At 70.8% G+C, this 22,943-nt stretch carries 16 protein-coding genes; 9 read left to right on the top strand and 7 right to left on the bottom strand.

What is annotated here, in order from left to right:
- Positions 1–9 precede the first annotated feature (9 nt).
- Positions 10–1,680 carry an extracellular solute-binding protein gene (locus tag AB0B35_RS04555; protein WP_361040599.1) on the bottom strand — a complete coding sequence of 557 codons (1,671 nt, stop codon included), beginning with the start codon at positions 1,678–1,680 and terminating at the stop codon, positions 10–12.
- 229 nt (positions 1,681–1,909) lie between these two features.
- Between AB0B35_RS04555 and AB0B35_RS04550 the strand changes: the two genes are divergently transcribed.
- From AB0B35_RS04550 to AB0B35_RS04510, 9 genes are all read left to right on the top strand, one after another.
- Complete coding sequence (locus AB0B35_RS04550; RefSeq protein WP_361040852.1) at positions 1,910–3,121, top strand: ROK family transcriptional regulator; 1,212 nt, start codon at positions 1,910–1,912, stop codon at positions 3,119–3,121.
- Between the two features lie 214 nt (positions 3,122–3,335).
- On the top strand, positions 3,336–4,355 hold the full coding sequence (locus AB0B35_RS04545) for a sulfotransferase (RefSeq protein ID WP_361040595.1): 1,020 nt from the start codon (positions 3,336–3,338) through the stop codon (positions 4,353–4,355).
- Positions 4,356–4,682: 327 nt separating this feature from the next.
- Positions 4,683–7,514 (top strand): glycoside hydrolase family 3 C-terminal domain-containing protein, encoded by a 2,832-nt coding sequence (locus tag AB0B35_RS04540; protein WP_361040593.1) that lies wholly within the window; start codon positions 4,683–4,685, stop codon positions 7,512–7,514.
- Positions 7,515–7,569: 55 nt separating this feature from the next.
- Positions 7,570–8,616, top strand: a complete 1,047-nt coding sequence (locus AB0B35_RS04535; protein ID WP_360521274.1) for a LacI family DNA-binding transcriptional regulator — start codon at positions 7,570–7,572, stop codon at positions 8,614–8,616.
- Positions 8,617–8,990: 374 nt separating this feature from the next.
- The gene (locus AB0B35_RS04530) at positions 8,991–11,777 is read left to right on the top strand and encodes a glycoside hydrolase family 9 protein (RefSeq protein ID WP_361040591.1); all 2,787 of its coding nucleotides are present in this window, start codon (positions 8,991–8,993) and stop codon (positions 11,775–11,777) included.
- A 170-nt stretch (positions 11,778–11,947) separates the two neighbouring features.
- Positions 11,948–12,268: a YbaB/EbfC family nucleoid-associated protein gene (locus AB0B35_RS04525; RefSeq protein WP_361040588.1), complete on the top strand. Its 321-nt coding sequence runs from the start codon at positions 11,948–11,950 to the stop codon at positions 12,266–12,268.
- A complete protein-coding gene (locus tag AB0B35_RS04520; RefSeq protein ID WP_361040586.1) occupies positions 12,258–12,578 on the top strand; it encodes a type VII secretion target in 321 nt (106 codons plus the stop codon). Before AB0B35_RS04525 ends, AB0B35_RS04520 begins: the two co-directional genes overlap by 11 nt.
- Positions 12,575–13,705 carry a hypothetical protein gene (locus tag AB0B35_RS04515; protein ID WP_361040584.1) on the top strand — a complete coding sequence of 377 codons (1,131 nt, stop codon included), beginning with the start codon at positions 12,575–12,577 and terminating at the stop codon, positions 13,703–13,705. Before AB0B35_RS04520 ends, AB0B35_RS04515 begins: the two co-directional genes overlap by 4 nt.
- Before the next feature lie 19 nt (positions 13,706–13,724).
- Positions 13,725–14,201, top strand: a complete 477-nt coding sequence (locus AB0B35_RS04510; protein WP_361040581.1) for a hypothetical protein — start codon at positions 13,725–13,727, stop codon at positions 14,199–14,201.
- A gap of 15 nt (positions 14,202–14,216) precedes the next feature.
- Here the strand turns inward: AB0B35_RS04510 and AB0B35_RS04505 are convergent, their stop codons facing one another.
- The 6 genes from AB0B35_RS04505 to AB0B35_RS04480 all read right to left on the bottom strand — a co-directional run bounded on the left by AB0B35_RS04505 (position 14,217) and on the right by AB0B35_RS04480 (position 22,926).
- Positions 14,217–14,936, bottom strand: coding sequence for a DUF2625 family protein (locus AB0B35_RS04505; protein WP_361040579.1), 720 nt, complete (start codon positions 14,934–14,936; stop codon positions 14,217–14,219).
- A gap of 166 nt (positions 14,937–15,102) precedes the next feature.
- A complete protein-coding gene (locus AB0B35_RS04500; RefSeq protein WP_361040577.1) occupies positions 15,103–16,689 on the bottom strand; it encodes a family 16 glycoside hydrolase in 1,587 nt (528 codons plus the stop codon).
- A gap of 172 nt (positions 16,690–16,861) precedes the next feature.
- A complete protein-coding gene (locus tag AB0B35_RS04495) occupies positions 16,862–18,460 on the bottom strand; it encodes a family 16 glycoside hydrolase (RefSeq protein ID WP_361040575.1) in 1,599 nt (532 codons plus the stop codon).
- A 12-nt stretch (positions 18,461–18,472) separates the two neighbouring features.
- Positions 18,473–20,080, bottom strand: coding sequence for a family 16 glycoside hydrolase (locus AB0B35_RS04490; protein ID WP_361040572.1), 1,608 nt, complete (start codon positions 20,078–20,080; stop codon positions 18,473–18,475).
- A 196-nt stretch (positions 20,081–20,276) separates the two neighbouring features.
- Positions 20,277–21,632 carry a pectate lyase gene (locus tag AB0B35_RS04485; protein WP_361040570.1) on the bottom strand — a complete coding sequence of 452 codons (1,356 nt, stop codon included), beginning with the start codon at positions 21,630–21,632 and terminating at the stop codon, positions 20,277–20,279.
- 178 nt (positions 21,633–21,810) lie between these two features.
- Positions 21,811–22,926 carry a Gfo/Idh/MocA family oxidoreductase gene (locus AB0B35_RS04480; protein ID WP_361040567.1) on the bottom strand — a complete coding sequence of 372 codons (1,116 nt, stop codon included), beginning with the start codon at positions 22,924–22,926 and terminating at the stop codon, positions 21,811–21,813.
- Positions 22,927–22,943: the final 17 nt, after the last annotated feature.

Raw genomic sequence — 22,943 nt, 5'->3', positions numbered from 1 at the left:
ACTCCCTGTTCATCGACCGGCGTCGCTCAGCGCCTTAGCCATGTGCGCGCGGCCGGCCTCGCCGCCCCCGTCGCGCCACTCCTTGAGCACCGCGTCCAGGTCGGACAGCGGACGCCGCCCGCGGGCGATGTCCTTGACCTTGTCCTCAGTGGGCTGCTTGACCTTCACGTACTCCGCCGGCATCTCCAGTTTCATGCCCAGCCACGGGTCCACTTCGAGGTGTTTGACCGCGGCGTTCTCCCAGTTGATCAGATCGGTCACGTAGTTCGGAACCCGTGCGTCGTACTTGATCGTGGGGGCGGTGCCGGCCAGGAAGCGGAACTGGTCCGCCTTCTCCTTGCCCTGCAGGTCGGTGCCGGCCGGCCAGCCGTCGGCGCCCTTGGTGAAATGCTTGCCCTCGACGCCGTACTCGATGAGCTCGAACTCCTTGGTGCCCAGCGGGGAGGCGACGAAGTTGAGGATGCGCAGGATCTCCTCGGTCTTCTCCTTGCCCAGGCCCTTCTTCACGAACGTGTAGAAGACCGGGTCGCCCGAGCCCCAGACCAGCGGCGCGCCGCCGTCGGCGGCGAAGAACGGCACCGGCTGCATGTTGAAGCCGGTGGTGACCTTCTGCTGCTCGGCCTGCATGCCGAGCCACGCGCCCACGCCGTCCTGGATCATCGCTATCTTGCCGCCCGAGAACAGCAGCTTGGCGTCCGCGCCCTTGCTTGCCACGACCTCGGGGTGGATCAGGCCGTCCTTGTACAGCTTGGCGAGGAACTCCAGCGCGGCCTTGAACTCGTCGGTCTCGTACTTGAAGACGACCTTGCCGTTCTTGGAGCCCCAGCCGTCCTTCGAGTTCGGCACCCGGAAGATCATCTCGACCATGGCCTGGATGTCGTTGAAGGCCCACACGCCCTTGCCGGGGTTGGTCATCTTCTTGCCGAAGTCGTACAGCTCGTCGGCCGTCTTCGGGATCCCGGCACCGGCCGCGTCGACGAGGTCCTTGCGGTAGAACAGCGCCCACGGGTAGGGGCCGTCGGTCGGCCACGGCACCGCCATCAGCCGCTCGTTCCAGACGGCGTTGCCCCAGGCGACGGTCGGCAGGCTGGCCAGCATCTGGTACGGCGTGACCTTGTCCCCGGCCAGGTGGTCGGTCAGGTCCTCGAACAGCGCCTTGGCCGCCTCGGAGAAGTTCGGGATCTTGCTGATCTCCCAGCCCGGGATGCAGAGCACGTCCGGGATGTCGCGGGCGGGCAGGATCGCGTTCAGCTTGTCGGCGTACGTGTTGCCGTCCTGGATGCCCGGGGTGACCACGGCGCCCAGCTCCGCGTTGATCGCGTCGAGGTAGGCGTTCTGCCCCGGACCGGCCGGCACCTGCCCCCAGTACGGCGTCATCGTGGTGATGGTGCTGCCCCGGCCGGGCTTCTCGGTGATCGCGTCGACCAGCGTCGACGGGTATTTGGTGAAGCCGTTGGCGACCGGCGAGACGCCCTTGATGTCCGGCTGCACCAGTTCCAGCGGCTGGTACTTGGGCAGGACCGCTTGCAGCTTGTCCAGCTGCTGTGTCGTGCCCTCGTCCGCCGCCTTCTCACCGCAGGCGGCGAGTGTGCCGCTGCCCGCGACGGCGATCGCGCCCAGGCCGAGCAGGCTCAGGAACGATCGGCGGTTCGCCGCCGCGCCCGCGAGGGGGTTGTCCACGGCGTGCTCCCTTCGTCATTTGTCAAGCTCAGGATCAGGGAAAGGGGTGTCGGTGGAGCGGTTACGCGGTACAGTTAGTTCGGCTTTCGACTAAACAAACTAGCCGAAGGTCAGAGCGACCACAAGGGAGCGTTCCCACGCCGACGTCGACGGCGATGCTGACCGACGGCTCCATACGGCATGATGGGGCGACCAGTGCAGCCACACCGGAGGGCAGACGGTGATCACGATGCAGCGCGGCCCTCAACCGGCGGACTTCGCCGATGTCAGGGCCACGAACCTGGCCGTCGTGCTGCGCTACGTGCGCAGCCACGCGCCATGCTCCCGCGCGGAGATCGCCGCCACCACCGGCCTCAACAAGGCCACGGTGTCCAGCCTCGTCGCCGACCTGATCGAACGCCGGCTGCTGCGCGAGACCGGGCTCACCGAGCACCGGATCGGCCGCCCGGCGACCATGCTCGTGCTCGACGGCTCGCCGTACGCGGCGATCGGCATCGAGGTCAACGCCGACTACCTCACCGCGGTCGCCATCGACCTGGCCGGACAGCAGGTGCTGTCCTGGCGGCGCTCGTTCGCCGGGCTCGCGTCCAGCCCCGCGCAGGCCGCCACCGCCATCGCGGCACTCGGCCGGCGCGCGGTCAACCGCGTCCTCAAGGAGGACCGCCGGGTGCTCGGCCTGACCGTCGGCGTGCCCGGCCTGGTCTCCCCCGACGGCGTCGTCATCATGGCCCCCAACCTGGGCTGGCAGGACGTCAACCTGCGCGACATCGTCAACCGCGCCCTCGGCGAACCCGGCTTCCCGGTCGCCGTCGACAACGACGCCAACCTCGCGGTGCTGGCCGAGTCGCGGTACGGCGCGTTCGCCGGCTCGCAGAACCTGATCTACCTGACCGGCGAGGTCGGCATCGGCGCGGGCATCATCAGCGACGGCAATCCGCTGCGCGGCCACCGTGGCTTCCCCGGCGAGATCGGCCACATCACCATCGACCCGCAGGGCCCGCCGTGCGCGTGCGGCCGCCGCGGCTGCCTGGAGGCGATCGCGGGCATCAGTGCGATCATCGCGCGGGTGCTGCCCGACCTGGCCGGCGACGGCGACCTCACCGACCTGCAACCCGAGGTCGACGAGGTGGTACGCCGAGCGCGCGCCAACGACCCCGCCGCGCTGCGAGCCCTCGACGAGGTGGGCCGGGCCCTCGGCCAGGGCGTCTCCATCCTGGCCAACCTGCTCGACCCGGAGGTCGTCGTCCTCGGCGGCTACTTCGTCCCCCTCGCCCCCTGGCTCCTGCCCCCGGTCGAGGCCGAACTGAAGGCCCGCCGCATCGGCCCCGAGCAGGGCGGCGCCCAGGTCGTCGCCTCGATCCTCGACCACGGCGCGGCCGCCACCGGCGGTGCCGCCACCGTCCTCGACCACGTCGACGCCGGCCGCCTCCCCCGCCTCTGACCCCTCCACCGCGGCGCAAGCCGGGCGCGGCGCGCACCAAGGCCACTCGACTTGCCAGGCACCTGGGCAAATGCGCGCTAAAGATACGCACAGGTGCCTGGCAAGTCGGACGATCATGGGGGACGTGGGACGCAGGGCGGCGCATCGTCGGTTGTTCGCGGGTCGTTAATAAGGGTGTAATCCGGACAAGCCACCCTTATGGACGGAGTCACCTGTGGGCAGTGACCGGCCGGTGTTCGTCGTGGGGTGCCCGCGGTCGGGCACCACGATGCTGCAGCTCATGCTGCACGCGCACCCGCGGATCGCGATCCCGCCGGAAACGCGCTTTCTGCTCGGCGCGTACACCGACCGGGCGAGCTTCGGCGACCTGCGCGAACCCGCCAACCGGCGCGGCCTGGCCGAGTGGATCACCGGAACCCGGACCGCCTTCGGTGACCTCGGCCTGGACCCGGATGCCGTGGTCGAGGAGATCGTGACCGGCCCCCCGACGCTCGGCTCCGCACTCGGCACCGTGTTCCGCGCCTACGCCCGCCGCTTCGACAAGCCCCGCTGGGGCGACAAGCGTCCGGCGTACCTGAACAACCTGGTCCCGCTGCTGCGCCTGTTCCCCGACGCGCAGATCGTCAACATCGTGCGCGACGGCCGCGACTGCGTCGCCTCGCTCGGCGAGACGCCCTGGCAGCAGGGCAAGGACGTGTGCCACGCGATCTCCGACTGGGCGCGGGCGATGGACTCCTCCGCGTACGCCCGCCGCATCCTGGACGAGGACTCCTACCACGAGGTGCGCTACGAGCACCTGGTCGCCGATCCCGAGCCGGAGCTGCGGGCGATCTGCCGGTTCCTGGACGAGGAGTACGACCCGGCGATGGCCGAACCGGCGCGGCTGGCCGACGTCGCCGTGCCCAGCCGCAAGAGCTGGCACCGCCTCACCCACGAGCCGGTGACCACGGATCGGGTCGGCAGCTGGCGGGAGCGGTTGGAGCCCTGGCAGATCACCCTGTGCGAGGCGAAGCTCGGCAGCCGGCTGCGGGAGCGGGACTACCCGCTGTCCGGGGCAGGCTCGCCCTGGTGGCGCGGTCCCGGCCGGGTGCACCACCTGCACTACGCCCACGTGGACGGGCCGCGCCGCACCGTCGCGGCGCGCCGCGGGCTGTCCCGGCTGCGCGACCGCCTGCGCCCCGCCGAGGAACTCGCGTACCGCCCACCCTCGCCGCGCGAACTACTGCCGGGCTGACACCACCGGGGGCGGATCCACGAAAGTTTCGCCGAGCGGCGGGCATCGGCGCTGGTGAGCCGATCGCACCTCGATGCCCGCCGACCAGCCATGGGAACGCTCCCTTGACGACGACCGGTGGAACACGGTAAATCTCTGGCGTACTCCGTTGCGAAATCAGGCAGAAACACGTGCCATGCGGAGTCTTCTTCAGACGATCGTCGAAGCGCTTCGACTGTGGATCAGAATCCGGAACACGCGCGACCCGCTGTCGAAGCGCTTCGACACGACGCACCGCCCCTCCACGACGCATCTTCCGACCGTCCGCCCAGACGAAGGAACCCGGCGATGAACTTCCGCGACCCCTCCGCACCGCTGTCCGACCGCGTCACCGACCTGCTCGGCCGGCTCACGCTCCCCGAGAAGATCGCGCTGCTGCACCAGCACCAGCCACCCGTGCCCCGGCTGTCCGTGGGCGGCTTCCGCACCGGCACCGAGGCGCTGCACGGCCTCGCCTGGCTCGGCGAGGCGACGGTGTTCCCGCAGGCGGTGGGCCTCGGCGCGAGCTGGGACCCGGACCTGGTGCGCCGGGTCGGCGCCGCGGTCGGCGACGAGGTCCGGGCCAGCCACCACAAGGACCCGTCCGGGGCCGGGCTCAACGTGTGGGCGCCGGTGGTCAACCCGCTGCGCGACCCCCGCTGGGGCCGCAACGAGGAGGGGTACAGCGAGGACGCCTGGCTGACCGGGTTGATGGGCGCGGCGTACGCGCAGGGCCTGCGCGGTGATCACCCTGTCTACCTGAAGACCGCGCCGACGCTGAAGCACTTCCTCGGCTACAACAACGAGAACGACCGCTGTGTCAGCTCCAGCAACCTCGGCCCGCGGGTGCTGCACGAGTACGAACTGCCCGCGTACCGCCCCGCGATCGAAAGCGGCGCGGCGGTCGCCGTGATGGCGTCGTACAACCTGGTCAACGGCCGTCCCGCGCACGTCAGCCCGCACCTGGACGACGACCTGCGGTCCTGGACCGGCGACGAGGTGCTGGTGGTGTCGGACGCGTACGCGCCGAGCAACCTGGCCGACCCGGCCCAGCAGGCCTACTTCCCCGACCACGCGAGCAGCCACGCCGCCTCGCTGAAGGCCGGGGTGGACAGCTTCACCGACGCCGACACGAACTCGCACGTCACCATCGGGCGGCTCACCGAGGCCCTGGACCGCGGCCTGATCACCGAGGCCGACGTGGACACCGCGGTGCGCCGGGTGCTGACGATCCGGATGCGGCTGGGCGAGTTCGACCCGGCCGAGGCGAACCCGTTCACCGGCCTCGACCCGGACACCGTGAACTGCCCCGCGCACCAGGCACTGGCCCGCGAGGCCGCGACCCGCAGCATCGTGCTGCTCAAGCAGGAGTGCCGGCTGCTGCCGTTCGACCCGGAACAGGTGCGGCGGGTCGCGGTGATCGGGCCGCTCGGCGACCAGCTGATGGCCGACTGGTACAGCGGCACGCTGCCGTACCAGGTCACCGCGCTCGACGGCCTGGCCGCCCGGCTCGGCTCGGACCAGGTGAGCTTCGACGAGGGCGTGGACCGGGTGGCGCTGCGCCTGGTGGGCGGCGGCTATCTGGCGGTCGCCGATCCGCAGGAGGCCAAGCCGTTGCGGCGGGCGTTCGCCGACCCGCACGGGTTCGACGTGTTCGACTGGGGCAGCCACCCGGGCCCGGCCGGGCACCACGGCACCAGCGTGCTGGCCCTGCGCTCGGCCGCCAACGGGCGGCACCTGACCGTACGCGACAACCTGCTGGTCGCCGACGCGCCCGGACCGCACGGCTGGGACGTGCACGAGACGTTCCGGCTGGTCGAACGGGCCGACGGCACGCTGTCCCTGCACCACGAGCTGAGCCGCAGCTACCTCGTCGTCGGCGAGGACGGGGTGGCCGCGGTCGGCGCGAGCTTCGAGCAGGCGTCCCGGCTCCAGCTGGAGCTGCGCCACAGCGGGGCCGAGCAGGCCGCCGCCGTGGCCGCCGAGGCGGACGCCGTGGTCGTGGTGCTGGGCAACCACCCTCTGGTCAACGGGCGCGAGACCGAGGACCGGGAGAACCTGGCCCTGCCGCCCGCGCAGGAGGCGCTGCTGCGCGCCGTGTACGCCGCCAACCCGCGCACCGCGCTCGTACTGACCAGCAGCTACCCGTACGCGGTCAGCTGGGCCGACGTGCATCTGCCCGCGGTGCTGTGGAGCAGCCACGGCGGCCAGGAGTTCGGCCACGCGCTCGCCGACGTGCTGTTCGGCGACGCCGAGCCCGCCGGGCGGCTGCCGCAGACCTGGTACCGCAGCCACTGCGAGCTGCCCGACCTCTACGACTACGACATCATCACCAGCGACGCGACGTACCTGTACTACCGCGGCACCCCGCTGTACCCGTTCGGGCACGGCCTGAGCTGGGGCGAGTTCGAGTACGGCGCGGTCGGCCTGGACGCCGCCGCGATCGACGCCGACGGCACGGTCGAGGTGACCGTCGAGGTGACCAACGTCGGGCAGCGGCCGGGCGAGGAGGTCGTGCAGCTCTACACGCATCAGCAGCGCTCGCGGGTCAAGCAGCCGCTGCGGCGGTTGCGCGGGTTCCGCCGCGTCCGGCTCGCACCGGGCGAGCGGACCGTGGTCAGCATCGCGCTGGCCGCCGCCGACCTGTCGTTCTGGGACGTGACCACGGGACGGCCCGTGGTGGAGGCGGCCCGGCACAAGGTGATGGTCGGCCGTTCGGCGACCGACATCCGCAGCTGCGCCACGCTGACCGTACGCGGCGAGCGGATCGGCCCCCGCCGGCCCGGTCTGCTGCGCGCGATCGACCACGACGAGGCCTGCGGCGTGGTGCTGGTCGACGCGGCTCTCGACCGGGGCGACGCGGTGCGCGCCACCGACGCGGGCGCGTGGCTGTCCTTCGGCGCGACCGACCTGACCGGCTGCGAGCGGGTGACCTTCGCCGTCGCGGGCGGCGCGGGCCGGGTCGCGCTGGTGGCCGACGATCCGCTCGACGGCGAAGTGCTCGCCGAGGCGGTCGGCGCGGGGGCGGGCCGGTACGCGTACGAGAAGATCAGCTGCGCGCTCGGCACATCCGGCCGGACAGACCTATACCTGGTGTACGACGCACCGGGCATCATCGTCAGCGAACTCGCCTTCTCATGAGCGGTAGGGGTGGCGGGATGTGGGCATGAACGGGAGCAGCGGGGAGGTGCCGCCGATGAGGAGCCGTCCACGGCGGTCGTCCCAGCGCGACAGCGTGGTGACCATCGCCGACGTGGCCCGGCATGCCGGTGTGTCCACGAGCACGGTGTCGTACGTGCTCAGCGGCAAGCGAGCCATCTCCGCCACGACCAGCGCCCGGGTGCACGCCAGCATCCGCGCGCTGGGCTTCCACCCGCACGCGGGCGCGCGTTCGCTGGCCAGCAACCGGTCCAGTGTGATCGCGCTGGTGCTGCCACTGCGGCAGGGCATGCACCTGCCGGTGCTGATGCAGTTCGCCACCGCCGTGGTGACCAGCGCCCGCCGGCACCACCACGACGTGCTGCTGGTCACCGCCGACGAGGGCCCGGCCGGGCTGCGCCGGGTCGCCGCGGGCGCGATGGTGGACGGCCTGGTGCTGATGGACGTGGAGATGCACGACCCGCGGGTGCCGACCCTGCGCAAGCTGGAACGGCCCAGCGTGCTGATCGGGCTGCCCGCCGACTCGGCCGGGCTGACCTGCGTCGACCTGGACTTCCACCGGGCCGGGGCGGTGTGCGTGGAGCACCTGGCGGCACTGGGCCACCGGGAGATCGCGCTGCTCGGCGCGCCGCGAGTGGTGTACGACCGCGACACCGGCTTTGCCCACCGCACCCGGGACGGCTTCGTGGAGGCCGCGAAGCGGCTGCGGCTGACCGCGTACGCGCAGCCGTTCGAGGAGCACCCTCAGGCGGTGCAGGAGTCCCTCACCCAGCTGCTCGCCCATCACCCGCGTCTGACCGGCCTGGTGGTGCACAACGAGGCCGCGGTGGCGCACGTGCTGAGCTCGCTGCGCGCGCTGGGCCGCCGGGTGCCCGAGGACGTGTCCGTGGTGGCGATCTGTCCCGACGAGCTGGCCGAGCGGTCGTCCCCGGCGCTCAGCTCGGTGCAGATCCCGGCCGAGGACGTCGGGCGGCAGGCCGTGGAGCTGCTGATGCGCAAACTCGACGACCGCGCGGTGCCGCCGGCCACGCTGTTGCCGCCGATCCTCACCCCGCGCGCCAGCACCGCCCCCGCCGCCGCCTGACGCCCCCGCTCGCGGCGTCCACAAAGCACCTGGTCAGGCCATGACCATCGGCGGGCGACGACGCGGCCGAAATCGGGGCTTCACAAGAAGGCAACCGCGCGGTTAAATCGTGCTTGACAGAGGTGGGAGCGCTTCCATCGATGTCGAACGAAACGTACAGGAAAACCCTGACTAACCCACCGCACCGCGAACTGCGATAGCGGTGGGGCGGATGCGCCCACATCCGCCCCACCTGTGCCCTACCGCAGCGACTCGCGTCGCGCGGCTCCACGGACAGGAGAATCCTAGTGCCTACCCACAGTGACGGCATCCGCCCTCCGGGCCGGTGGCGTCGGTTGTTCGCCGGAGCCTGCGGCGTGCTCATCGTCAGTTCCATGGCAACGGGTCTGTCCGCAGCGCCCGCGCAGGCCGCCGCTCCGTACAACTACGGCGAAGCGCTGCAGAAGTCCCTGTTCTTCTACGAGGCGCAGGCCGCCGGACCCAAGCCGTCGTGGAACCGTGTCACCTGGCGCGGCAACTCCGCCATGAACGACGGCTCCGACGTCGGCGTGAACCTGACCGGCGGCTGGTTCGACGCGGGCGACCACGTCAAGTTCGGCTTCCCGATGGCGGCCACGGCCACCATGCTGGCCTGGGGCGCGGTCGAGTACCGCGCCGCCTACTCGGCGTCCGGCCAGCTCACCCCGCTGCTGAACAACCTGCGCTTCGTCAACGACTACTTCATCAAGGCGCACCCGTCGGCCAACGTGCTCTACGGGCAGGTCGGCAACGGCGGGGCGGATCACCAGTGGTGGGGTCCGGCCGAGGTGATGAAGATGGCGCGGCCGGCGTACAAGATCGATTCTAGTTGCGGCGGCACGGACCTGGCGGCGGAGACGGCGGCCGCGATGGCCGCGGCCTCGATGGTCTTCCGGCCCACCGACCCGACGTACGCGAACATGCTGGTCAGCCACGCCCGTCAGCTGTACACCTTCGCCGACACGGTGCGCAAGAAGTACAGCGAGTGCATCACCGACGCGAGCAGCTACTACAACTCGTGGAGCGGCTTCAACGACGAACTGGTCTGGGGCGCGCTCTGGCTGCACCGGGCCACCGGCGAGGCCGCCTACCTGAGCAAGGCCGAGTCCTACTACGCCAACCTGGGCACCGAGCCGCAGTCGAGCACCCACTCCTACAAGTGGACGCATGACTGGGACGACAAGACCTACGGCTCGTACGTGCTGCTGGCCAAGCTCACCGGCAAGCAGCAGTACGTCGACGACGCCAACCGGTGGCTGGACTACTGGACCGTCGGCGTCAACGGCCAGCGCATCACGTACTCCCCCGGCGGCCAGGCCTGGCTGCAGCAGTGGGGTTCGCTGCGCTACTCGGCGAACACCGCCTGGGTGGCGTTCGTCTACTCGGACTGGATCAGCGACGCCACCCGCAAGGCGCGCTACCACGACTTCGCGGTCCGGCAGATCAACTACATCCTCGGCGACAACCCGAACAACCGCAGCTACGTCAACGGGTTCGGGAACAACCCGCCGATCAACCCGCACCACCGCACCGCGCACGGCTCGTGGACCGACAGCCTGACCAGCCCGGTCAACAACCGGCACGTGCTCTACGGCGCGCTGGTCGGCGGGCCCGGCTCGGCCAACGACGCGTACACCGACGACCGGAGCAACTTCCAGATGAACGAGGTCGCCACCGACTACAACGGCGGCTTCACCTCCGCGCTGGTCCGCATGTACAGCGAGTTCGGCGGCACGCCCCTGGCGAGCTTCCCGCCCACGGAGACCCCGGACGACGCCGAGATGTACGTCGAGTCCGGGCTGAACACCACCGGGACCACGTTCACCGAGGTCAAGGCTTTGGTCTACAACAAGTCGGCCTGGCCGGCGCGCGCTTTGAGCAACGGCTCGTTCCGGTACTACTTCACCCTCGACGGGGCGACCACGCCCAGCCAGATCAGCACGTCGGTGGCGTACAGCCAGTGCTCGCCGCCGACCGGGCCGACCCAGCACAGCGGCAACGTGTACTACGTGACGATATCGTGCGCGGGGCAGAACATCATCCCGGCCGGGCAGTCCGACTGGCGGCGCGAGATCCAGTTCCGGATCACCAGCTCCGGCACCTGGGACGTCAGCAACGACTGGTCCTACCAGGCGACCATGGCCCGCAACAGCAAGATCACGCTGTACGACGGGACCACCAAGGTCTGGGGCGACACGCCCGGCGGCGGCACCCCGGACACCGTCGCGCCCAGCACCCCGGGCACCCCGGCGGCGTCCTCGGTCACGGCCACCTCTGCCACGCTGAGCTGGACCGCGTCCACCGACACCGGCGGCAGCGGGCTCGCGGGCTACCGCGTCTACCGCGAGGCGGGCGCGACCGACGTGCTGGCCGGCTCACCGACCACCAACTCGTTCGCGCTGACCGGCCTGACGGCCTCGACCTCATACACCTACTACGTCGTCGCCGTCGACGGCGCGGGCAACACCTCCACCGCCTCCTCGCCGGTCACGTTCAGCACCACCGCCCCGCCGAACGACACCACCGCGCCGACGCAGCCGGGCACGCCGACAGCCACGTCGATCACGCAGACCGGCGCGACGCTGGTCTGGACCGTCTCCACCGACAGCGGCGGCAGCGGCCTGGCCGGTTACCGCGTCTACCGGGAAGCGGGCACCACCGACGTGCTGGCCGGGTCACCGACCACGAACTCCTTCGCCCTCAGCGGTCTCACCGCGTCCACCTCGTACACCTACTACGTCGTCGCCGTCGACGGCGCGGGCAACACCTCGACCGCGTCCTCGCCCGTCACGTTCACCACGTCGGGCACCGGCGGCGGGGCGAGTTGCGACGTGGCATACCTCATCGAGAGCCAGTGGCCCGGCGGATTCTCCGTGAAGGTCACCATCAAGAACACCGGCACGACGGCGATCAACGGCTGGACGCTGACCTACCCGTTCCCCGCGGCGGGGCAGGCCGTCAGCAGCGGCCACAGCGCGAACTGGTCCCAGTCCGGCCTCAACGTCACCGCCACCAACCTCTCCTGGAACGCCAACCTGGCCCCGAGCGCCTCCGCCACGATCGGTTACAACGGCGTCTGGACCACCGCCAACCCCGAACCGACCGCCTTCAAGGTCAACGGCGCGACCTGCACTGTCAGCTGATTTACCAGGGGCGCTTTCCACAACGCAATGTGTTGTGGAAAGCGCCCCTTCCGTCCTCATCGGACTTCTGACGTCGCTGGGCCGTGCCTAGGCTGACGCGACGAAGGCACCGGCGGCGGAGGGGGAGGTTCGGGTGAGGGTCGACGATCGCGTCGGGTGCGAGGTTCGCGATGTTCGGTGATCCGGAGCAGGCGAGTCAACGCATCGACGACTGGCAGGCGGCCGTCGAGGCCCGCGCGGCCCGTGCCCGGGAGCTGGCGCAGCGGCAGGGTGAGCTGACCGTCACCGTCGCGGCCGCCGAGGGCTCGGTGACCGCGACGGTGGACCACACCGGTCGGCTGACGACGCTGAAGCTCGACGACCGTGTGCGCGCCTGGTCGCTGGAGAAGCTGTCGCGGACCGTGATCGAGGCCAACGACGCCGCCCGGTGGGCGCTGCGGGCCGAACTGAGCCGGCTCATCGACGAGTCGGGGCTGCGTGATGCGACCTGACGACGGCGGCCCGCCGCTGCGGGCGCTGCCCGATCAGATCCGCGACCACGGCAGGACCATCGACCACCTGGTGGAGCGCGTCGCCGAAACCCGCGCGGCGGCCGCCCGCGTCGGCTACGACAGCGGCTCCTACGGGCTGATCAACTCCTGGCTGCCGCGCCTGCTCGACGACCTGGTCGACCGTGCCGTCGAGTGCGTCGACGAGACCTCCCGCACCATGGACACCGTCGCCGACGGGCTGCGCACGGTCGCCGACAACTACGCCGCGGGCGACGCCGCCGCCGACACCACCGTGCGGGGCGTGCGATGAACGAGCCTGGCGACACGCTGGTCGCCGACCGGGTCGACACCACGACGTGGTTCTCCGGAGTCGGCATCGCCGAGTCGCTGGACATGCTCATCGACGGCATCGAGAACGGCTCCTGGATCGACGGCACCCTCGGTGGCGCGACCCTGGTCGTGGAAGGCGCCGCCTGGACGATCGACCCGTTCGGCATGCTGGTCACCGCCGGGTTCGGCTGGGTCGTGGAGCACGTCGAACCGCTGTCCTGGTGCCTGGATCAGCTCGCGGGCGACCCCGACCAGTTGCGGGCGACCGCCCAGACCTGGCGCAACATCGCCGCCGAGCATCAGCGGATCGCCGAGGGATACGGCCGTGGCACGGTCGCCGACATCCCTGACTGGACCGGGCAGGCCGCGGCGGCGTACGGCACGCACGCCCAGCGCAGCATGGAGATGCTGTTCGCGCTCTCCAAGGTCGGCGAGTGCATGGCCGTGCTCGTCGAGGCGTCCGGTGCGCTGGTCGAAGCGGTGCGCACCATCGTGCGTGACCTGATCGGCGAATGCGTCGCCACGCTGCTGGCCCGGCTGCCGATCTGGACCGCCGAGGAGGTGTTCACCTTCGGCCTGGCCACACCGGTGGTTGTCGCCCAGGTCGGCACCGTGGTCGCCCGCTGGGCGGCGAAGATCGCCCGGATCGTGAAGGCGCTGCTCCGCAGCCTCGGCAACCTCATCCCGGTGATCAAGCAGGTCGACACCGGCATGGGCGCCTTCATCGTGTTCGCCAAGCGCCAGCAGCCCGAGCTGCCCGGCCGTGGCGGCCGGGGCGTGACGCCGACCAGCGAGCTCGGCGGCCTCACCCGCCCGCCCGACCCGGCGAGCCAGGCCGGCGACGTGGGCCTCATCGCTGACAAGATCGCCGAACACGCCGGGCAACGCAGCATCCCGGGCGTCGCGGACGAAGACCTGGCCGGACACCTGGAGGACGTCATGCGGGCGAACCCGGGCCACCGGGTGCGGGACACGCCGAACCGCGTCCCCCGCTTCGTCTGGTGGGACGCCGACACCGGCACGATCATCATCAGAGAGGGCGACCGGGGCACGTTCATGCAGCCCGACAACGGTTACGCCTACTACCTGCAGCAGCTCAACGAGTGAACGGGCCCGGCATATGGCAGTGAACTGGACCGAAGACGCCCCGGCGACGGAAGCCGCCTGGACGCGGCTGACCCCCGCGGATCATGCGTCGATCGAGCAGGTGGACGCCGAGCGCCTGGAGCGCGAACGCGCCGCCATGGCACCCCGGTTCGCCGATGCCCTGACGGAGCCGAAGTACTCGGTCCGCAACCGGTTCCGGCTCTGGGAGCACCTTATCCGCCGGCTGGAACAGGACAGCCTCGACGAGAGCTATCTGATCGACCTCTACTTCAACGACCTGACCAGCCGCGACACGCTCGGATCGGTTCTGGATGCGCATCCGGAGCTGGCGGCGGCCGAGCCGGGTTCGCTGCTGGCCGCGCTCGACCGCAGGTTCGAGGCGGCGACAGTCTTCGACGACGGCGCGGAGCGGCGACGGTGGACCACCCGTTTCGAGTCCGAACAGCTCAGCCCGCGTTGGTCCCGCCGCCCGCGCCGCCTGCCCTGGGAGCACTGAGCACGACGGGCGTGCTCACGTCTGGTGCACCCGCATCACGAACCGTGAGCCGTTGGGCATGTCCGCGATGCTCCGTGCCATCGACCCGTGCACGGACATCAGCTCGCTGATCGAGATCGGCCGACGGCTGGTGGCCGCCAGGTCCTGCCGGGCCTCGGCCGTGAACAGGAACGGGTACACGCTCAGACCCTGGTCCAGCCGTAGCGCACGAGCCTCCGCCTGCCAGCCGGGCCAGCGTACGTCGGCGTAGAAGCCGTCGAGTCGCCCGGACGCCAGCCAGGACAGCCACGTGCCGTACGGCATGCCGAGCGGCTGCCACTCCAGCGACTCCGGCGCGAAGTAGCACACCTCGCCGGGCTCCCCGGGCCGGTCCTCGGGCGGCACCGGGCCGTTGACCTCGTAGCAGCCGCCGAGCACGTCATGCCCGACGGCGAAGGAAGCCGGAGCGTCACGGGGCCCGCCGTCGAACCCGTTGGCCTCGGCCAGGCTCGGCAGGCCCTCGGCCGGGTCGCCGCCGCCGTACAGCCGCAGCCAGCCGTGGTCGAGCACCACCCCACCGGCGTGCAGTGCCATCGCGCCGAGGCGGGAGCGGGTGGTCACCTGCATCAGGCCCAGGGTCTCCCGGCCGTGCTCCGTGGGCAGGACACGCACGTCGACAGCGCCCGCCGTCAGCTCCGCGAGCAGTTCCGGCCAGGCGTCCTCGGCGGTGTTGATCAGCTCGTCGACAGGTCGCACGGGTGGCATGGTGCCATGCCTGCCGCCGCCGCATCCCGCCGGCAGCCCCGGCCCGGCACCGCGCACATCCACCGCCGCCCGATCGCACACCAGGTCAAGGCACGGACGGCGTTAAGAAGGGCACCTTCTACAACGCGGAGCGTTAAGAAGGTGCCCTTCCTTGCCTTTACGGGTGGCCGACGCCGGCGTTGGCGGCGACCTTGGCGGGGACGGTGGTGGCGGGGTCGAGGGTGTAGCCGTAGAAGGTTCCCGGCTCGGTGACGGTGCCGTTGGCTTCGCAGACGCCCGAGTTGGCGTACGCGTTGGCGCGCTGGACCAGGCGGCCCGGGGCGCTGTCGGCGTAGCCGTTCGTCGAGTAGCACGGGAATGCCGTGTTCTCGAAGTAGTTGCCCTCCACCACCACACCCGCGTTCTCCGTGGACGCGATGCCGTACAGGCCGACGTTGCGGTAGTGGTTGTTGTACACGTGCACCGGCTCGCCGAAGCGGACCCGCGGGTGCCGCTGGTTCGACCCGTCGAACAGGTTGTGGTGGTAGGTCACCTTCAGGTGCCCGATGTCGTCCGGGAACGTGTCGGAGTGCCCGAGCAGCATGGACTTGTCGGTGCCGTGGAAGACGTTCCAGGACACGGTGACGAAGTTCGACTGCCGCTTCACGTCCACCGAGCCGTCGAAGCCCGGCCAGAACTCGTTGTGGTCGATCCACACGTGGTGCGAGGCGTTGTGCACGCTGACCGAGTCGTCGGACGCGTCGCGGAAGGTGATGTTGCGGATGATGACGTTGTTGCCGGGCCGGGTGGTCGAGCCCATCTGCAGCCCGCCGCCGGTGATCTCCGCAGTCGAGCCGACGCCGATGATGCTCTTGTTCGCGACCACGGTGATCATGCCGCTGACCGTGATCCGGCCGGAGACCATGATGATGTACGGCTCCGCCCGTCCCGCGTAGTCGGCCAGTTGCGCCGCGCTCGTGACGGTGACGGTCTGCCCGCCCGCGCCGCCGTACGTGCCGTTCTGCCCGAGGGAGTTCACGGACGCGTAGCCGTCGGCCTGGCCGGGCGGGGTCGGTGGCAGCGGGCTCGGCGACGGCGAGGCCGGGGCCGACGGTGACGCGGGGGCCGAGGGCGACGGGTCGGGGCCGCTGCCCGTGACGACCTGGACGTCGTCGAAGGCGGCGCTGGCATACGAGCCGAGCAGCCCGATCCGCCCGGTGGCGAACGTGCCGTCGGTGGCGGTCACCAGCTGGCTGCCGTTGACGGAGCCGCGCAGCGTGCTCCCGGTGACCTGCAGCGCGAGGGTGTGCCACGCGCCTGGGGTGACCGTGGCGGCCGCCTGAGCGAGCACCGTCACGCCGCCGCCGCTGGTGCGGCGCAACTCGGCCCGGCCCGCGCCGACGAGCACGAGCGAGTAGAAGCTGGAGGTGCTCGACGCGCGGGCGGCGACGCCCGCCGCGCGGGTGCTGTTGCCGAAGGCGATCGGCTTGACCCGGGCCGAGACCGTGTAGTCGGTCCAGGTCGCGGTGCCGGACAGGGACTTCGCGTCGGCGCTGGTGCTGCTCTGGCGGTAGGCGCGCGAGCCGTCGGTGACCACCGACCAGCTGCCGCCCGAGCTGCTCCAGCCGGACGAGTTGCCGTCCTCGAAGTCGTCGCCGAACAGCGTGGCCGCGGACGCGGCGGTGGTGAGGCCGACCGCCAGGGCGAGGGCGGCGGCGATGGTGCCGGCGAGGAGCGCGGTGCGCCGGCGGTGCGGGATCGTCATCTTCTCCTCCGGATCGGGTGCGGATGCGGGCGGAACGCGAGCCGGAACGCGGTCGCCGGGGCGACCGGCCCGTGCGCGCACCGTGTCCGCGGCGGAGCACGTCAAGGGCGGTGCGGAGATGGGAAGGGCACCTTCTACAACGCGGAGCGTTGTGAAGGTGCCCTTCCTTTCATCAGATGCGGCCGGTGCCGGCCGAGGCGGTCACGATGGACTTGATCGAGGACGCCGTTTGGAGGGTGTACGAGTAGGGGATGCTGTTGACGGAGCCGCCGCCGCTGGCGGGGCTGCCGGAGCCGACGAAGTAGTTGTTGCGCTGGACGATCGCGCCCACGGGAGAGTCGGCGTAACCGACGGCGGTCGGCTCGTCGACGTTCTCGAAGTAGTTGCCCTCGACGAGCACACCGGCACCGCAGGTGGAGGCGACGCCGTACTCGTTGCCGTTGTAGTAGTTGTTGTAGACGTGCACCGGGTTGCCGAAGCGCACGCGCGGGTGGCGGGTGCCGGAGCCGTCGAACCAGTTGTGGTGGTACGTGACGCGCAGGTGGCCGATGTCCTGGCTGCCGTTGTCGTCACTGTGGCCGAGCAGCATGCTCTTGTCGTGGTTGAAGATGCGGTTCCAGGACACCGTGATGTAGTCGGAGCCGCGCTTGATGTCGATCGCGCCGTCGTAGCCGTTGCTCAGGCTGTTGTGGTCGATCCACACGTGGTGCGAGCTGGTCTCCACGTTGATCGCGTCGTCGTCCCAGTCCCGGAAGTTGATGTTCCGGATGATGACGTTGGAGACGTTGCTCAGCGTCAGGCCGCCGCCGACCAGGGTCGCACTGGAGCCGACACCCAGGATCGTCTTGTTCGAGGCGACCTTGTTCATGCCGCTGATGTTGAACGTGCCGGAGAACGTGATGGTCTTCGTCCCGGACGAGTTGATCTCGCTGAGGAACTGGGACGCGCTGGTCACGTTGACCGTGCTGCCGCCCGATCCACCGCTGGTGGAGCCGTTCACCGTCGCCCAGCCGACCAGGCCGCCGGCCGGCGGCTGCGGGCTGCTCGACGGCTGCGGGGACGGCGAGCCGGGCGGGGACGCCGACGGCTGCGGGCCGCCGGTGGTCGGGGCCGGACCGGCGGAGTCGCTGACCACGACGTCGTCGAAGCGGGCCGTGGCGTACGACGTCACCAGCACGATCCGCCCCGCGCCGAACTGGCTGTTGCCGCCCGAGGCGACCTGCGTGCCGTTGACCCAGCCGGTCAGCGTGGACCCGCTGGCCGTGAGCTGCAGGGTGTACCAGGTGCCGGTGCTCACGGTCAGGTTCACGCCGCCGATGACGGTGACGCTGCTGCCGTTGACCGCCTGCAGCTCGGCCCGCCCGGAGTTGAGCAGGGCCAGCTGGTAGCGGGTCGACGAGCCGGTGGAGCGCGCGCCGAGCGCCGCGTAGCGGCCGGAGCCGGAGAAGCCGGTCGGCTTCACCCGGGCGGTGACCGTGTAGTTGGTCCACGAAGTGCTGCCCGCGAACTGGCGGGCCAGCTCGCTGTCCACCTTGGCCTGCTGGAACGTGCCGGTGCCGTCGGTGACCACGGACCAGTCGCCGCCGGACTTGGACCAGCCGGTGGCCGATCCGCTGTTGAAGTTGTCGGAGAACAGCGTGGCTGCCATGGCGACGCCGCCGGTCAGGTTGAGTAGCGCCGTCATCACGACGGCCAGTGCGATGGTGGCGGCGGCGGTCACCAGACCGGCTCGCCTGGCGCGGTGCGCGCCCGGGCTGTGCGCGTGTCGCATGGAAGATCCTCCTCAGATCTTTCCGACGCCGGCGCCGGCCATCACGAGGGCCTTGACGTCGGCGGGGTTGTCCAGCACGTAGCCGTAGTAGGCGCTGGGCTCCTCGACGGTGCCGGAGCAGTCGGGGGCGCCGGGCTCGTTGCCGGTGTAGACGTTGTTGCGAGCCACGCAGCGACCGCCCGGACCTGCGTAGCTGTTCGTGACGGGCTCCTCGACGCTCTCGAAGTAGTTGCCCTCGACCACGCAGCCCGCGTCGGTCTGGCAGGCCACGCCGACGTCGGTGTTGTGGAAGTAGTAGTTGTTGTAGATGTGCACCGGCTCGCCGTAGCGCACCCGTGGGTTGCGCTGCGGGGTCTCGTCGAACCAGTTGTGGTGGTAGCTGACCTTCAGCCGGCCGGTGTCCTGCAGGTCGTCGGCGTCGTCGCGGCCCAGCAGCATGTTCTTGCTGTGGTCGTGGGTGTGGTTCCACGAGATGGTCACGTACGACGAGCCGCGCTTGACGTCGATCAGACCGTCGTAACCCTGGGCGAGGTCGTTGTGGTCGAGCCAGATGTGGTGCGAGAACATCTGGACGTTGATCGAGTCGTCACTGGCGTTGCGGAACACCATGTTGCGGATGATCACGTTCTGCACCGCGTTCGCGGGCGGCGACGTGATCGCGTCGTCGATCGGCAGCCCGATGTTGAAGCCGCCGCCGGAGATCCCGGAGTTCGACCCGACGCCGATGATCGACTTGTGCGAGGTGACGTTGTACATGCCCGCCGGGACCGTGATCAGCCCCTTGACGCAGATGTTGAGCGGGCCGGTCTGCGCGATCGCCGTGATCAGCTCGGCGGCCGTGTCGACCTCGATCGTCGCGCCGCCCGCGCCGCCGGTGGTGCCGTTGCGGCCCCAGGCGTTCACGGCCGCGAAGCCGACCGGGCTGCCGCCGGTGTTGCAGGTGCCGGGCGGCGGCGGGGAGCTGCTCGGCGAGGGCGACGGCGGCTGCCCCGTACCGGATGGGCTGGGGTTGCTCGGCCCGGCCGTGTCGGTGACGGTCACGTCGTCGAACGAGGCGCCGGCGTACGACGCCATCAGGCCGATCTTGCCGGAGGTGAACGTGCTGTCGGTGGCCGTGGCCACCTGCGTGCCGTTGACGAACGCGGTCAGCGACGAGCCGAACGCGTCCAGCCGCAGCGTGTACCAGGTGCCCGGCGACACCGCGACGGTCGCGGTGGCCAGCGTGGTGATCCCGCCGCCGGAGACGCGGCGCAGCTGCGCCGTGCCGGAGCCGGTCAGCACCAGCGAGTAGTAGTTGGACAGGCTCTGCAGGCGGGCGGCCACGCCGACCGAGCGGGTGCTGTTGCCGAAGGCGATCGGCTTGACCCGGGCCGAGACCGACTGGGCGGTCCAGGTCGAGCCGGCCTGCGCCTTGGCGTCGGCACCGGTGCTGGTCTGGCGGTACGCCTGGCTGCCGTCGGCAACCACCGACCAGCTGCCGCCGGACTTCGACCAGCCGGTGGAGTTGCCGTCCTCGAAGTCGTCCGAGAACAGCGTGGCCGCGTACGCGGTGCCGCCGAACCAGGTCGTCCCCAGGGCCAGGACGAGGGCGGTCAGCCCCGCGCCAAGTGCCGCGGCCATTCCGCGACGCCGTGGAGCCGCGCGTGTGAGCAAGGACATGAGCGGTACCTCCTTGGAGGAACCGCACCCGGTGGTCCGGCACGGGTGTGCCGGAGGGCGCCACCAGGGTGCGGGAGCTCTGTGCGCCGTCGGTTGAGCGGGACCGCCGGCTAACGGGGCCCGGCGGCCGGGCAGGGTCCGGCCGCCGGGCGCCGGGTCAGCGGGCGCCGAGCTTTCCGGCGCCGGAGAGCAGCGTGGCCAGCGGCACCGCCCAGCCGGGCAGCGGCTGGTACGCGCGCAGCGTCGGCGTCCAGCCGGCGTCGGGTCCGAAGTCCGGGTCGTTGACCGCGTTGTACGCCGTGAGCAGGTTCAGCGGCCCCGGGCGGCCGCTGCCGACCCGGCCGAAGCTGCCGCGCTCGGTGACGACGGTGCCCTTCCAGTCCTTCAGCACCCGGTCGGCTGTGATGCCGTCGGTCAGCGTGAAGTGGTTGTTCTCCAGGTACACCGCGGACTGGATGCCCAGGCCGACGCTGTAGTCGTAGAACTCCGCGATGCGGAACGTGTTGTTGTACACGTCGACCTGCCCGAACCGGACGCGCGGCGCGCGCTGGCCGACCCCGTCGAACACGTTGTGCCGCAGGGTGACCCGCAGCTTGCCGACATCGGGGCCGACGGTGTCCGAGGAGCCGATGAGCATCGTCTTGTCGTGGTCGGTGAACACGTTCGCCGACACGGTGACCAGGTCGGAGGTGTGCGTGATGTCGCACGCGCCGTCGTGCACCTGCCACGGCCGGCCGAAGTACACCGGCTGATTCGAGTCCGGGTTGTCTCCGTCGCTGAAGGTGTTGTGGTCGATCCACACGTTCGTCGAGCGGCGCACCGAGACCAGGTCGTACTCGGAGTTCCAGTTGCCCTCGGCGCCGTCGGTGGGCCGCCAGCGCGGGAAGCAGTCGGCCGCGTCCTCGAAGTTCAGGTTGCGGACGATCACGTTGTTGCCGCCGTCGATCATCAGGGTGAGGTGGCGCAGGGTGGCGTGCCCGAGACCGAGGATCGTGGTGTTCGGGCCGACCCGCAGCTCGGTGCGGGCTCGCTGGTTGGCCACCGAGCGCACCCGGGCCTGCTCGATCGGCCCGCTCGGGTCGGTGGCGCGGCCCCAGACCGCCGGGTCGTACGCGGCGAGGTAGCTCTCCAGCGTGTAGCCCGGGTCGGCGAGGTCCGCACAGGTCAGCGTGGCGCCGTCGGCGGTCTTGAGGCCGTCGATGACGCCCTCCACGAAGACGATCTTCGGGTCCGCGCCGGTCAGCGCCGCGGCCAGCTCGTCGCGGTTGCGCACCGTGAACACGTGCGCGTCGTCGGCGGCCGAGCCGCCCGTGGTGCCGGCGCCGGAGGCGGCCCAGCCGTCGTTGGCCACGAGCGGCTGGCGGGCGAGCTGCTGCGCCCACCAGCCGGGGCCGCTGGGGTCACCGGTCGCCGCCGCGGGCGACGCGCCCGTCAGCAGCAACAGGACGCCGAGGGCGGATCCGGCGACGGCCCGCCGGACCCGGCGACCGACCACATTGTCTTGCCTTCGCATCGCGCTCTCCATTATGTGTCCGACGTGTTACTTATCAGGCAACATAAGAAGAGACGACAGTGAAGTCAATGGATGGTGAATGCAGCTTTGTTGCAGCCTTTAAAGCACAGTTTTCCCTGTTCCAGCTACCGGAATAGCTGGATGCAGCGACTATTCAGATCGACCTTGCCACGTCTTTTCAATCGTTTGCAGTCCCGCCCGGAACAGTTGCATGCCACGGCGCGGAAAGTTCGTTCATCAGGGCCCCTTCGGCCGCGCAGCGGCGCAGCACGTCGTTCACCCCGACCAGCGTGCGGTGCCCGTCCTCGACGGCCAGCGCCTCCGGCGCGACCTGGTAGGGCGGTTCCGCCGCGCGCAGTTGCTCGATGACCGTGGTGAACGAGGCGGTCCGGGCCAGCCCGGACAGCAGCGGTGTGCCCGACGCGCGGAACGCCAGCAGGTTCTCCAGCAGCGTCGACCGGCCTTCCACCAGCTCCGCCACGGATTCGCCGGGCAGGCGCAGCCGGTCCTCGCGGAAGGTCAGCTCGGCGGTGCCGCGGTCGCCGTACACGGTGAGCGCACCGTCCACGAAGTCCTCCCCCGCCAGCGTCACCGCGACCAGCACCCGCACCCCGCCCGCCAGCGTGACGCGCAGCGTCGCGGTGTCCTCGACCTCGATCGGGCGGACCCTGAGCCAGTCCACCTCGACCCGGATCACCGGCAGGTCCAGCACCGCCAGCGCCTGCATGACGGCGTGCGCGAACGGGTTGGCCAGCGCGCCGTCCAGCGACGGCCGGCCGTTCACGGTGCGCCGCCCGGACCAGGGCGAACGGGTCCAGTACGCGTCGGCGCGCCGCCAGCAGCCGAGCACCGAGATCTGCCGTACCGTGCCCAGCTCGCCCGCCGCGACCGCCTCCCGCAGCCGGACCAGCGCCGGCGAGGCCAGCGACTGGAAGCCGACCTGGACCACCCGGCCGGTCGCGTCCTGCTCGGCGAGCAGCGCGTCGTGCTCAGCCCTGTCGAGCACGGGCGGCTTCTCCAGCAGCACGTCCGCGCCCGCGCGCAGCGCGTCGCGGGTCAGCGCCAGGTGCGTGTGCGGCGGCGTGCACACGATGACCACCTCTGGTTTGGCCTCGGCGAGCAGCGCCACGTGGTCGGTGTAGACCGGCACGCCATCGGGCGGGTCCACCACCGGCTGCGTGTCAGCCAGCGCCACCAACCGCACCAGCCCTCGCCGCTCGTGCTCGGCCAACTGCTCCCGGTGGTGCAGCCCGTGTCCGTTCGCGCCGATCAGCGCGACCGATGTGGCCGTCATGCCGCCCTCCCTCGACC

The organism is Catellatospora sp. NPDC049133 (assembly GCF_040648455.1).
Taxonomy (GTDB): Bacteria; Actinomycetota; Actinomycetes; order Mycobacteriales; family Micromonosporaceae; genus Catellatospora; species Catellatospora aurea.
Note: the sequence above shows the minus strand (reverse complement) of the source record. Positions and strands in the feature narration are given on the sequence as shown.